This is a genomic window from Ruegeria sp. J8 (assembly GCF_056531925.1).
Genome location: NZ_JBQFMR010000001.1, coordinates 134,763 through 146,801, shown reverse-complemented (window position 1 = coordinate 146,801; position 12,039 = coordinate 134,763). Strand labels below are relative to the sequence as shown.

Sequence of the window (12,039 nt, the reverse complement as noted above, 5' to 3'; positions counted from 1 at the left end):
GACACGTTTGGCCGGTGTCAGGGTTCATCCATTAAGGTTAACAAGCGGTTAACCTTGATTCGCTTGTGTTATGCCTGTGCTTTTTGCGCGGCCATCGCCTGAGCAAAACGTTCAAACAAGTAGAAACTGTCCTGCGGGCCGGGTGACGCTTCGGGGTGGTATTGCACCGAATAGACAGGCCGGTCGGACATGCGAATACCGCAGTTCGATCCGTCAAACAGCGAGCGGTGGGTTTCGACCACGCCTTCGGGCAAGGACTGCGCATCCACTGCAAACCCGTGGTTCATCGAGGTGATCTCGACCTTGCCGGTCTCCAGATCCTTGACGGGGTGGTTTGCGCCGTGATGGCCGTGGTTCATCTTGACCGTCTGACCGCCCAGGGCCAGCGCCAGCATCTGGTGGCCCAGACAAATGCCGAAAACGGGCAAGTCGGTAGTGTCAAGAACTTCTTTGATCATCGGAACGGCATATTCGCCGGTTGCCGCCGGGTCGCCGGGGCCGTTGGACAAAAACACACCGTCGGGGTTATGGGCCAGCACTTCGGCAGCTGTTGCCGTGGCCGGAAGGACGGTTACGTCACAGCCCGACGAGGCCAGGCACCGCAGAATGTTGCGCTTTGCGCCGTAGTCGATGGCGACAACCTTGTGCACCGGTGCTTCCTGGCGTGTGTACCCGTCCGGCCAGGCCCAACGCATTTCATCCCAGCGATAGCTTTGTGCGCAAGTGACGTCCTTGGCCAAATCCATTCCCTCCAACCCGGCAAAGCCGCGCGCGGCAGCGACTAACGCTTCGATGTCGAAATTCCCTTCGGGGTCATGGGCCAGCGCTACATGGGGTGCGCCTTGTTGACGGATGGCGCGGGTTAGGCGGCGGGTGTCGACGCCACCGATGGCAATACGGCCACGGCGTGCAAGCCATGTCTTCAGTTCTTCGGCCGAGCGCCAGTTAGAGGGCTCGGTCGGGTCCCACTTGACCACCATGCCCGCCGCGACGGGGTCGCCGGTTTCGTCATCCTCGGGGTTTACGCCGACATTGCCAATATGCGGGAAGGTGAAGGTTACAATCTGACCGGCATAAGAGGGGTCGGTCATGATCTCTTGATAGCCGGTCATGGCGGTGTTGAAACACAGCTCGGCAACAGTTTGGCCGGTGGCGCCAAAGCCGATCCCGTAGAACAGGGTTCCGTCGGCCAATGCCAGACATGCGGTGGGCTTGGACGGGGTGTTCTGGGCCATGGCGCGACTCTCCTGCAAGGTAAACCGGCGCATACCTAAGGGGGTTACGCGTTTGGGTCAAGCCTGTTCAATTTTTGGGCTATGTAAAGAAATCAATAACTTAACTGTTGTTGACCCCTGTTGTGTCACGCTTTTTGTTTCGATATGGTCGGGGTTCCTTTTCCATGGGGATGGACAGATCATATGGATATGCGATCACGGGTGAACTCTGCCCTGAAGCAAGCAATGAAAGACAAGGAGGCCGAGCGTCTGTCGACGCTGCGGTTGATCAACGCTGCGATCAAGGATCGCGACATCGCCTCGCGCGCTTCGGACAATGAAGAGGCCAAGGGATGCGGCGATTCCGAGGTGCTTGAAATCCTTGGCAAAATGACCAAGCAGCGCAAGGAAAGCGCCCGCGCCTATGAAGAGGGCGGACGGCTGGACCTGGCCGAGCGTGAACTGCGCGAAGTCGAGGTAATCGAGGAATTCCTGCCCAAGCAGTTGGACGAGGACGAGGTCTCGCAAGCGATCCAGACCGCGATTACTGCTACAGGGGCAGGCTCGATCCGCGATATGGGCAAAGTCATGGGCGAGTTGAAGACGCGCTATACCGGTCAGATGGATTTCGGCAAGGTCGGTCCAATGGTCAAGGATCAGCTCTGCGCTGTGGCCAGCGGCGGGTGCTGACCAAAATAGCATCCTAACTCCGCATCTACTGCGCGACCGGGTCGCGCAGTTTTAGATTCAGATCGTCGTATAGTGCGATCCGTTCTTCTTCGGTCAGAAACGCGCCAATCTCAACCTCGCGCCCGTCACCGATGAGGGTGACATAGTTGGGTACGGGTCCGCCATGCTTGTGCATTTCGGGGCGGGCCCAATAGCGGTTGCAGCTCCATTCCTGTTTGCCGTGCCTAGGGTTGTGGTGCACCAACCGAGCTTGCACCTTGGTAAGTGTCAGAACCTCGAACACACTGCGGGCGCGGTAGTTGGCCTGTATCGCAAGCCATAGTCCAAGGACCGAGATCAACAGGAACGGCAGCAGCCCCCACAAAAGGGGGGACCCGAGCACCGCCATAAGCGGGATCAGGCCAAACAGAAACACCGCTAGTACCACTCGCACAGCCCAGCGGGGCGGCAGCGAGTTATGGGGCCACAACCTCAGTTCCTGTTCCGTGTCCGATCTTTGTGTCCAGCTATAGGGCATAAGGAAATTCTAGCGTTTTTCTGGCCGGTGTCGATTGGATCGAAGGCAAATTTGTGTGCCTAAGAGGCAAAGAAAAACCCCGCCAGTTGGGCGGGGTTTTTTTGTGTTCAGGTCGGGATTAGTGGGCGTGGCCCTTGTCCCAGTCTTCCTGCTTGGGCAGCTGCTCGAACGTGTGCTCGGGCGGCGGCGAGGGCAGGGTCCATTCCAACGTATCCGCGTATTCGTTCCACGGGTTCGGACGGGTCTCTTTCGCGCCGCGCATCAGGGCGTAGATCACGATGCCGAAGAACAACAGGAACGAGGCGAAGGAAACGAAGGCACCGATCGACGACACAAAGTTCCACTGGGCGAATGCCTCGGGGTAGTCGATATAGCGGCGCGGCATGCCCTGACGGCCAAGGAAGTGCTGCGGGAAGAAGGTCAGGTTTGCGCCGATGAAGAACATCCAGAAGTGGATCTTGCCCCAGAATTCGGAATACTGACGGCCCGTCATCTTCGAGAAGTAGAAGTAAACGCCGGCGAAGATCGCAAAGACTGCACCCAAGCTCATCACATAGTGGAAGTGCGCAACCACGTAGTAGGTGTCGTGATAGGCGCGGTCGACGCCAGCCTGCGACAGAACCACACCGGTCACACCACCAACGGTGAACAGGAACAGGAAGCCGAACGCGAAGAGCATCGGAGTTTTGAACTCGATGGAACCGCCCCACATGGTCGCAATCCACGAGAAAACCTTAACGCCGGTTGGAACCGCGATGACCATCGTTGCCAGCATGAAGTAGGCTTGCTGACGCAGCGACATGCCGACGGTGTACATGTGGTGCGCCCACACAACGAAGCCCAGCACACCGATTGCGATGATCGCCCAAACCATCGGCAGGTAGCCGAAGATCGGTTTGCGCGAGAAGGTGGCGATGACATGGCTGATGATGCCGAAGCCGGGCAGGATCACGATATACACTTCCGGGTGACCGAAGAACCACAGGATGTGCTGATAAAGGATCGGATCGCCGCCACCGGCCGGGTCAAAGAAGGTGAAGCCAAAGTTGCGGTCCATCAGCAGCATGGTGATCGCGCCTGCCAGAACCGGCAGCGACAGCAGAATCAGCCACGAGGTGACGAAGATCGACCAGCTGAACAACGGCACCTTGAACAGGGTCATGCCCGGGGCACGCATGTTCAGGAAGGTGGTGATCATGTTGATCGCGCCGAGGATCGAGGAGGCGCCCGATACGTGCACGGCAAAGATCGCAAGGTCCATGGACATGCCGCCCTCGGTCGTGGACAGCGGCGGATACAGAACCCAGCCAACACCTGAACCAAGCTGGTCATTGCCACCGGGGCTGAGCAGCGAAGCCACACCCAGCGACGTACCAGCGACGTACAGCCAGAAGGACAGGTTGTTCATCCGCGGGAACGCCATATCAGGCGCGCCGATCTGCAACGGCATGAAATAGTTGCCAAATCCGCCGAACAGGGCCGGGATGACCACGAAGAACATCATCAGAACACCATGATAAGTGATCATAACGTTCCAAAGGTGCCCGTTAGGGGTACACGGGTCGGCCATGAACCCTTCGAGGCACATGTACTGCACACCGGGGTGCATCAGTTCGAGCCGCATGTAGACGGTCATCGCCACCGAGATGAACCCGGCCAGCGCCGAGAAGATCAGGTAGAGAATCCCGATGTCCTTGTGGTTGGTCGACATGAACCAGCGCTGAAAAAAGCTGCGCTCGTCTTCATGATCGTGACCATGAATGGCTGCGTCTGCCATTAGGTGCCTCCTGTTGCAATTCGACCGCGCAGCCGGACCTCTCCGACGCGCGGGATTCCTGCTGGTTTTAGAATGCGAAAGAGGCACCTTCAATGGCCGAGTTTGATCTGGATCAAGAATAATTGTCGCGGGTCCCCGAGGCGCCTGCGATTTTTCGACCATGAACAGCCGCTATTTGGGCATCGGTGGCGAATATTCAAGTGTCGCGCAATCGGGAGCAAATCGCGGCTTGACCCGCGCCGGGGCGCGCCTCAGAACTAAACGCAACCCCGCATTCGGAGACCAGACATGACCGCCTATGACACCGACAACATCTTCGCCAAGATCCTGCGCGGCGAAATCCCCTCGACCCGCGTCTACGAGGACGATGACACTTTGGCGTTCATGGATATCATGCCCCGCTCGGACGGGCATCTTCTGGTGATCCCGAAAACTTCGTGCCGCAACTTGCTGGACGCCACGCCCGAGCAACTGGCCGCGGTGATCGCGACGGTTCAGAAGATGTCGCATGCCGTGATGGCGGCGTTTGATGCAGACGGAGTAACCGTTCAGCAGTTCAACGAGGCCGCTGGCGGACAGGAGGTATTCCATTTGCATTTCCACGTCCTGCCGCGCCATGAAGGCGTTTCGGTGCGGGCACCGGGGACGATGGGTGATTCCGAACTGATCGCCCAACATGCCGAAAAGATCAAAGCGTCTTTGGCCTGATCGGGCCAGAGCGAGAAAAAGAATTGCCGTTCCGATTTGGGGTCGGAACGGCAGACTCGTTACCAAGAACTTGTCCGTATCCGAGGGCGGACCCTCGATGATCGGATGAACACACCACTCACTCTAGAACGGTGAAACCATCTTACCCGGTTGCGGCTGCGGTGTATCGAATTGAGCGGATTTACCGTTAATTTTCCTTAACTGGCCTGGAATTGGCCCTCGAAAAACGCTTTGCCCGGAAACAGAACGGGTTGAGGTGCTTGGATTGTTGAGGCCTGCGGCGAATTCTGTCGATTCGATACTGACGCCTCAAACCCGTTCGGTCGCGAAGATTTCCGTAAAGGTCTTTTGCAGCGCAGTGTCCACATCGGCCATTGTCACAGGCAGGCCAAGATCGACCAGGGATGTCACGCCATGGTCTAAGATACCGCAGGGCACGATGCCTGAAAAATGCTCCAGATCAGGTTCAACATTGATTGAGATACCGTGAAAGCTGACCCACTTGCGCAGGCGTAACCCGATCGCGGCAACCTTGTCTTCGGCTGGATGACCTGTGGCTGTCAGGGGTTTGTCGTCGCGCTGCACCCAGACACCGACGCGCCCGTCGCGGATTTCACCGCGCACGTTGAACTCTGCCAGTGCCGCAATCACCCAGTTTTCCAGCTGCTTGACAAAGCGCCGAACATCCTTGCCGCGCTTGTTCAGATCCAGCATCACATAAGCCACGCGCTGACCGGGGCCGTGATAGGTGTATTCGCCGCCGCGTTTGGTCTGGTGGACAGGAAATCGATCCGGGTCGACCAGATCCTCGATGCGGGCAGAAGTGCCTGCGGTGTAAAGCGGCGGATGCTCCAGCAGCCACACGCATTCCTCGGCCTCGCCCGCAGCAATAGCGGCGACGCGATCTTCCATAAAGACCACGGCGTCTTGATAGTCAGTCAGCCCGTCAGTGATTTTCCATTCCATGGGGCCTCTTACAATGGTGGTTGGCTGGGGAAAAGGGGCTAGGCGGCTTCGGTCAGGCAGCGCTGCAGGACCTGTGCATAGGTTTCGGCCCCTTGTGCGCCGGTCAGCAGGTACTTGCCACCAAACACCATGGACGGCACGCCCGAGATTCCGCGACTGGTCCAGAACTGCTGCTTCTCACGCACAGGCGCGATGTGATCCCCGGAGGCCAGCGCTGCACGTGCGACTTGAACGTCCAAACCCGCGGCCTCGACCGCGTTCAGCAAAACGTTCACGTCCGAGACATCCTGTTGCTCGGTGAAATAAGCGTGGAACAGGGCCATTTTCAGCGGATGCTGGCGCCCCTGCGTTTCAGCCCAATCCAGCAACTGATGCGCGGCGAATGTGTTTACGATTCGGCTGTCATCATCGAAATTGAACTGAAACCCAAGTTCCGTCCCGATCTGCACCAACCGATCCCGCGATTGCTGGCTTTGCTCGGGGGTTGACCCGTATTTCTCGATGATATGCTCGCGCAGGTTCTGTCCTTCGGGCGGCATGTTGGGGTTCAACTCGAAAGGGTGCCAGCGCAGGCGGGCCAGAACGTTCTGAGACTGCAGCGCCTGATCCAGTTGCCGAAAGCCCACGATGCACCATGGACACACAACGTCCGACACGATGTCGATCTGGACGACGGGGCGGGTATCGGTTTCGGTCATTTGGGGCTCCTGCATGGGCGATAGGCTGGATTTGACGCTTTAGATATGAAGCCCTGAACGGAATTCAAACCACCCTTGTTTTTGCCTCTTCACATCCCCGCGCACAGCGTCTATACGCGCCTCTACCAAGTCACTGGCAGTGCGGTCGTGGCGGAATTGGTAGACGCGCAGCGTTGAGGTCGCTGTGGGGTAACACCCGTGGAAGTTCGAGTCTTCTCGACCGCACCAGAACCAGCTTGAACAGTTGGTTTTCAGCCTTATAAACAAGGGCATTCAGCATTTTCCGAGTGTGTCGCATAACGCAAACAGCACACACGGACAGCACACAATGGCCTTCGAAATGACCATCAAATACGTAGACCAAATCAGCGACACCCAATGGCGCTTCCGCAAAAGGTGGCCCAAGAGAGTGCGTGAAATTCGTGGCGAGGACGCTTACCAGAAGCATATCAAGGCGCGTGATGGTGCCGCTTTTCAGCGTGAGTATCAATTCCACCTGAAAAATTTTGACACGATTGTTGAGGACACCCTTAGGCGTCATCCCGAAGTCGACACTCGGTCAGCCACTCAGAAGTTCATCGACGCCCAGCGCCTTGCGGAGCATTACATGGCTGGTGTTCACGGGTTGGACCCGGACGATAGTTGGACCCGTGGCGTCGTGGGACAGAGTCTGGCCTCCCGTGGGGAAGACCCAGAAGTTGTGGCCGCCGTCCTGAACCCCAACCTTGAACCCCCTAAGCCATCGCTGGCCGACATGCGGGACACCTATGCGAAGGACAAGGGTCTAGCCGAAGACCGAAAGGCGATGGTGAGAATTGATCGCACCTTTGGCCGACTAAAAGACGCCCTAGGCAGACCCCTTGAAGATGTGAGCATAGAGAGCGTCGACCGTCAGATGGCGCGTAGCTTTATGGACCACCTTTTGGGTCTAAAGAAAGCCAACGGTCAGCCTCTAGCTCTTAAGTCGTGCCAGCGTGAGGTGATCATTGTAGCCGCTGCCTATAACCATGCCGTCAGGGAATTGGAGATACCGTCTGAGCGCGACCATTTCGAGCGCCTGCCATGGCCTAAGGAACAAGTTAGCTCATTGGACAAGAACGTCCCCCTGCCTGACAGTGTTGTAAACGCCGTGCAGAAGACCTTAGAGGGTGGCCGCAGCAAAGACTTGCCGGATATGTGGCGGGTGCTGAAAGGGACCGGGATGCGACTAGGCGAAGCCTGTGGTCTGCGCGTTGAGGATGTCGATCTGACCGGGGAGACCCCTTCCATCCTGATCACACCCAACGAACTCAACGGAATCAAGAACAGCAATAGTGACAGGTATGTTCCGGTTGCCTCAGATAGCCTCAGGGAATGCCTCAGGGCGCGCGTAGAGTGTTGCAAAGGTAAAGACCCGCTGTTTCCGTCTTACGGTCGTGATGGAGGCCCTACGGCTGCATCTGCGGCGCTTATGAAAGCGGTTAGAAAGCACACCGCTGACAAGCGAATGAAGGTCCACGGCCTGCGTCATCGGGCAAGCGATAAGCTCAGGGACGCGGGGGCACCTGTGGAAGTTCGCCACGGCTATCTCGGGCATTCCGCACAGTCGGTTGCTGAGAATACCTATGGTGGACGTGAAGCAAGGCTTAGAGAGTTTGCGCGGTGGGGCGTCAAGGCAGGACTTTAACCAAGACGGTTTCTGATAAGAGGATGAGGCCCATTGGAAGTAATAAAAGCTCTAGTAGACAACTCAGTGTTTCATCATGCCGTTGAGCATGAAGGGACTTGGGAAAGCACTGGTAAAGCTATGTGGGGCGGTGCAAAAGGCGTTCCAGTTGAGACGGGGCGTCTTATCAGCAAAGAAAATCCGAAAACCATAAGAGAGCAAAAAGGAGGCTCTCAGGGAAAATGTATCGCTGCGCTTCAGTCGGCTCTAAAGAGTAACCGATGGGAAGCGCACACAAGCGATGCTCTTTCTTTTGAAAGGCTACATCAACCTGCGGGTAGATTCTTTGGTGTTAACTATGGTGACTGGTCTTTGTTGGAAGGAGTGAATTGCGAAAACCACTCGACACTGGCTGGTCTGATAATGGGCGTTCCGACACAGGCCGAGCCTATTCTGCTTCTTCGGCACCTCTTGGACGCATTGGCAGATGAAGACTACTTGGAAATCCGCTCAGCCCTTGAGGCTGTTGGCTCAAAAAAGTCTAGTCAGGACGCTTGGCATCTTGTGTGTGTTCAACGGTTGAAACTCAATAAATTCCTCACTTGCGATACCAGACTTATTGGTCAGGTTAAGAGCATCCGAGACAAGAAAGTGAGAGCGCATCTATTGGATATAGTCACGCTCCCCTGTGAATTATGTGACTTACTAGAATTAAACAACTGACTGCGAAGTGCAGCAGCGCCTACGGCGCACCGCAAAGGAACTCGCTCCGGAGATCGATGAACAAAACCAATCGGCAAGCCAGTTATGGCGAAGCGCGCGTTTTTTGTCAGTTCGCGCGAGAGACGCCCAGCGTGTGTTTCACTGCGTCGCGCAGATTGTTGTCTACATGCACAAGCGTATCCATCCCATTATCGGCTCCCAAGCGGCGGACAGTTAACCGGATACGGGCGCCAGCATTGTTCCCTGAATCACCAAGGAGGAAGCTGCGCGCATATGGTTCGGCTGACGAAAGAAGGACGCTAAATTCCTCCGAGGTTCCCAACAGCCCCTCCATGATCGCCGCTGAAAACTCGAAGCGTTCATCATCACTTTCTAGATTGTCGAAATCAGACGCGGCCTCTCCAATCGGGAACATGTATACTTGCGTCATAACGACATATGGGAATTTCTCGCTGTGGTCCACAAAGACCCATTCCACGCCGTTCTCCCCTTCGTAATTGATGTGCGTCATTGCCCAATCCACATGGAACTCAGGGGTTTCAGTCCGACCTTGCGCTGGATTAGAAATTCGCTCCAATGAACGCAACAGCAATCCTAATTGCTCGTCCTTGTCTTTTCTAAAATCGATCCACAGCTTCTCACGCAGGAACAGCGGTATTTCGCAGTCATCTAAAACTATAGGGATAACCAGAACCGATTTCTCCTCAAGCTCCCGCACAAGACCCGAACGCAGTTCCTTTTTGCACCATTCGGATTGTGTCGAGTTTTTGGATAGAAGGACCAATATGGCATCCGCACCCCCAAGAGCCTCCTCAATCTTCTCGATCAGGGAGTCCCCGGCATTGAGTTCCCACTTGTCGATCCAGACGTTTTGTTTTGCTTGCACTAAGACTGTTGCAAGCGACTCAGCAGTGTTTTTGTCGGCGTGGTTATAGCTTATGAAAATGGGCATTCTTGGTCCTTCGAACTCACCGATTGCAGCGGCAATCATTTCTTCTAGAGGTTGCATAGACACTGCAAAGCTAGGAAACTGCAAGGCCCTGCGACAGCCCAGCGTGGGCTTATCTAAAAAAAGGTTTTATCTGTGCGGGGGATACCTAGTCCTCTTCCTTTTTTGTTCTTTCACTGGCTTCCAGCTTTCCGCGTCACCGCTGCGTCACCAGCATCTGGACGGTCTAAAAGTCCCTCATTTTCAGCCCCTTGAATTGCATTTGAGGGACGTTGTCTTCCTCGACGCCAAAGCGAAGGACAACCATCCTCGACCGTTCAGAAAGCCCCGCATCCCCCGAAGCAAACCCCTGCGTGTCTTTCACGGAGACCGCTCGGCTTGCCATGTCGGTCAACTCTGAGCACCGCGAGGTGCGAGCCTCGGGCGCACCGCTAAGGAAATCGCTGCGGAGATCGGCGAGGAACTGATCGAGGTGAAACAGAAGCTAGCCCATGGCGAGTTCGTGCCGTGGGTCAAAACTAAGTGATTGTTCTCTGAAGGAACCGCCCGCAATTGGCCCAGCACAATGTCTTGAGACATCTTATCCACGTCAATTTTGGTCATTAATGGTATCTGCATTGGCATCTGGAGCAGGTGCACTGGAGCGCGCATAAAGAGGCATCTGGTGAGTTGCCGCATATACTTGACGAATTCCTAAAAATTTTGTTCCCTAATTGTTCCGATATTGCAGCGTCGCGATGCTTGGTGCATAAAAGTGATGCACGATGCAGCAAGGGAGGTTTGCAATGATTGCTGACAAGGAGGTAGTCCGCGTGACCGCATCTTTACCCCGAGCCCAAGAACTCGCTCTCAAAGAACTCGCGGCTCGGAACGACGTTAGCGTGGCGTGGCTCATTCGATACGCTGTGTCAAAACTCCTAGACGAGAGCCAAGAAGCACAACTGCCGTTGGATTTTGGCCGGAAGAGCGCGCAATGACACTTGTCGACTCATCCTGCAAACCGATTCCGTCTGCCAAGACACCATCAGATTTTGCTCACTCATCTTATTTTAAGTTGCGTCTTCCGGTGGTCGATTTGTTCGCTGGTGCTGGCGGTCTTAGCGTCGGTGCTACGGAAGCTGGTTGCGAAGTTAGAGCTTCAATCGAAATTGACCCAATAGCATGTAAGACTATGCAGATTAATGGGAAATTTCACGGCGAGGTAATACAAGCTGACGTTTCGGAGTTATCGGGCCTTGACCTTCGGAGCGCTGCTGGTCTTGGCGCTGGTGATCCCTTGATTGTTGCAGGTGGCGCACCTTGTCAGCCTTTTTCCAAAGCAGCGTATTGGGTCGAGAACGGTGAGGAATCCCGATACCGTCGTGCACGGGCCGCTGGCGAAGACGCAATTCGTCCCGCACCTCCATCAGAACCGCGTCCTGATGAGCGCCGAACGCTTGTCGAGGAGTTTTGGAGGCTGATCTATGAGTCAAACGCTGACGGGTTCGTTTTCGAGAATGTTCCGAGCATAAAACACCCGCGAAATCTGCCAGTTCTTGAAGGGTTTATAAACGCCGCAGAAAACGCCGGATATTTCGTGACCCAAGTTACTGCTAACGCGGCCGACTATGGGGTAGCCCAAGCCCGAGAACGGGTATTTTTGCTAGGTGCCAAAAAGGGGAAACCAGTAGCCCCTACAGCTACTCATAGTCGAAAAGGCGCACCTGACTTGAAGCCGGCGCTAACTGCTGGTGAAGCTTTGGAAATGTATGATACGCCTGAATTCTTTGAGCCAGAGGAGGTTGTCACAGGCAGATGGGCTGAACACTTGAGAACGGTTCCGCCCGGCTCCAATTACAAGGCACACACGGCTTGGGCTGGCCATCCGAATCCGACATTCGTCGCGGAAACTCGATTCTGGAACTTTTTGCTAAAGCTATCTCCTGACAGACCATCCTGGACTATTGCCGCTACTCCCGGACCATGGACGGGACCCTTTCATTGGTCGAGTAGGCGACTTCGCACGGTCGAAATGGCAGCGCTGCAAGGTTTCCCTGAACAATACAATTTCGCGGGTAGCAGGCGCGAGCGTGTGCGCCAGATCGGCAACGCAGTGCCTCCTTTACTAGCAAAAAGAATGGTTGAAGCAGTAGCTGAAGTTATTGGTCGATAA

The 12,039-nt window shown here is 55.7% G+C and carries 12 protein-coding genes and 1 tRNA gene; 7 read left to right on the top strand and 6 right to left on the bottom strand.

Annotated elements, in window-relative coordinates; all coding sequences use genetic code 11:
* Positions 1–68 precede the first annotated feature (68 nt).
* Positions 69–1,235: a glutamine-hydrolyzing carbamoyl-phosphate synthase small subunit gene (gene carA, locus ACR0L1_RS00690; protein WP_480856642.1), complete on the bottom strand. Its 1,167-nt coding sequence runs from the start codon at positions 1,233–1,235 to the stop codon at positions 69–71.
* Positions 1,236–1,418: 183 nt separating this feature from the next.
* On the opposite strand from carA, the gene ACR0L1_RS00685 reads away from it, so the two are divergent.
* Positions 1,419–1,904 carry a GatB/YqeY domain-containing protein gene (locus ACR0L1_RS00685; protein ID WP_170788479.1) on the top strand — a complete coding sequence of 162 codons (486 nt, stop codon included), beginning with the start codon at positions 1,419–1,421 and terminating at the stop codon, positions 1,902–1,904.
* A 25-nt stretch (positions 1,905–1,929) separates the two neighbouring features.
* On the opposite strand, the gene ACR0L1_RS00680 is transcribed toward ACR0L1_RS00685, so the two are convergent.
* Both ACR0L1_RS00680 and ctaD read right to left on the bottom strand, forming a co-directional pair.
* A complete protein-coding gene (locus ACR0L1_RS00680) occupies positions 1,930–2,421 on the bottom strand; it encodes a DUF2244 domain-containing protein (protein WP_170788480.1) in 492 nt (163 codons plus the stop codon).
* A gap of 118 nt (positions 2,422–2,539) precedes the next feature.
* Positions 2,540–4,198, bottom strand: a complete 1,659-nt coding sequence (gene ctaD, locus ACR0L1_RS00675; RefSeq protein WP_170788481.1) for a cytochrome c oxidase subunit I — start codon at positions 4,196–4,198, stop codon at positions 2,540–2,542.
* Between the two features lie 288 nt (positions 4,199–4,486).
* Here ctaD and ACR0L1_RS00670 point away from each other — a divergent pair, with 288 nt between their 5' ends.
* Positions 4,487–4,906 carry an HIT family protein gene (locus ACR0L1_RS00670; protein WP_480856639.1) on the top strand — a complete coding sequence of 140 codons (420 nt, stop codon included), beginning with the start codon at positions 4,487–4,489 and terminating at the stop codon, positions 4,904–4,906.
* A 309-nt stretch (positions 4,907–5,215) separates the two neighbouring features.
* On the opposite strand, the gene lipB is transcribed toward ACR0L1_RS00670, so the two are convergent.
* Entirely contained in the window at positions 5,216–5,872 is a 657-nt protein-coding gene (gene lipB / locus ACR0L1_RS00665) for a lipoyl(octanoyl) transferase LipB (protein WP_170769428.1), read from the bottom strand.
* Positions 5,873–5,910: 38 nt separating this feature from the next.
* Positions 5,911–6,570 (bottom strand): DsbA family oxidoreductase, encoded by a 660-nt coding sequence (locus ACR0L1_RS00660; protein WP_170788483.1) that lies wholly within the window; start codon positions 6,568–6,570, stop codon positions 5,911–5,913.
* Between the two features lie 141 nt (positions 6,571–6,711).
* On the opposite strand from ACR0L1_RS00660, the gene ACR0L1_RS00655 reads away from it, so the two are divergent.
* From ACR0L1_RS00655 to ACR0L1_RS00645, 3 genes are all read left to right on the top strand, one after another.
* Positions 6,712–6,798: transfer RNA gene (locus ACR0L1_RS00655), tRNA-Leu, on the top strand.
* Positions 6,799–6,898: 100 nt separating this feature from the next.
* The gene (locus ACR0L1_RS00650) at positions 6,899–8,236 is read left to right on the top strand and encodes a tyrosine-type recombinase/integrase (RefSeq protein ID WP_480856637.1); all 1,338 of its coding nucleotides are present in this window, start codon (positions 6,899–6,901) and stop codon (positions 8,234–8,236) included.
* Between the two features lie 33 nt (positions 8,237–8,269).
* Positions 8,270–8,938, top strand: a complete 669-nt coding sequence (locus tag ACR0L1_RS00645; RefSeq protein WP_480856635.1) for a hypothetical protein — start codon at positions 8,270–8,272, stop codon at positions 8,936–8,938.
* A gap of 106 nt (positions 8,939–9,044) precedes the next feature.
* Here the strand turns inward: ACR0L1_RS00645 and ACR0L1_RS00640 are convergent, their stop codons facing one another.
* Entirely contained in the window at positions 9,045–9,947 is a 903-nt protein-coding gene (locus tag ACR0L1_RS00640) for a toll/interleukin-1 receptor domain-containing protein (protein WP_480856633.1), read from the bottom strand.
* 704 nt (positions 9,948–10,651) lie between these two features.
* Here ACR0L1_RS00640 and ACR0L1_RS00635 point away from each other — a divergent pair.
* Positions 10,652–10,864, top strand: a complete 213-nt coding sequence (locus ACR0L1_RS00635; RefSeq protein WP_480856631.1) for a ribbon-helix-helix protein, CopG family — start codon at positions 10,652–10,654, stop codon at positions 10,862–10,864.
* Positions 10,861–12,039, top strand: coding sequence for a DNA cytosine methyltransferase (locus ACR0L1_RS00630; protein WP_480856629.1), 1,179 nt, complete (start codon positions 10,861–10,863; stop codon positions 12,037–12,039). The genes ACR0L1_RS00635 and ACR0L1_RS00630 overlap by 4 nt, the downstream gene beginning before the upstream one ends.

Excerpts from the sequence above, each read along its gene's own strand:
- carA (WP_480856642.1), bottom strand. The coding sequence starts at position 1,235 with ATGGCCCAGAACACCCCGTCCAAGCCCACCGCATGTCTGGCATTGGCC.
- ACR0L1_RS00685 (WP_170788479.1), top strand. The coding sequence starts at position 1,419 with ATGGATATGCGATCACGGGTGAACTCTGCCCTGAAGCAAGCAATGAAA.
- ACR0L1_RS00680 (WP_170788480.1), bottom strand. The coding sequence starts at position 2,421 with ATGCCCTATAGCTGGACACAAAGATCGGACACGGAACAGGAACTGAGG.
- ctaD (WP_170788481.1), bottom strand. The coding sequence starts at position 4,198 with ATGGCAGACGCAGCCATTCATGGTCACGATCATGAAGACGAGCGCAGC.
- ACR0L1_RS00670 (WP_480856639.1), top strand. The coding sequence starts at position 4,487 with ATGACCGCCTATGACACCGACAACATCTTCGCCAAGATCCTGCGCGGC.
- lipB (WP_170769428.1), bottom strand. The coding sequence starts at position 5,872 with ATGGAATGGAAAATCACTGACGGGCTGACTGACTATCAAGACGCCGTG.
- ACR0L1_RS00660 (WP_170788483.1), bottom strand. The coding sequence starts at position 6,570 with ATGACCGAAACCGATACCCGCCCCGTCGTCCAGATCGACATCGTGTCG.
- ACR0L1_RS00650 (WP_480856637.1), top strand. The coding sequence starts at position 6,899 with ATGGCCTTCGAAATGACCATCAAATACGTAGACCAAATCAGCGACACC.
- ACR0L1_RS00640 (WP_480856633.1), bottom strand. The coding sequence starts at position 9,947 with ATGCAACCTCTAGAAGAAATGATTGCCGCTGCAATCGGTGAGTTCGAA.
- ACR0L1_RS00635 (WP_480856631.1), top strand. The coding sequence starts at position 10,652 with ATGCAGCAAGGGAGGTTTGCAATGATTGCTGACAAGGAGGTAGTCCGC.
- ACR0L1_RS00630 (WP_480856629.1), top strand. The coding sequence starts at position 10,861 with ATGACACTTGTCGACTCATCCTGCAAACCGATTCCGTCTGCCAAGACA.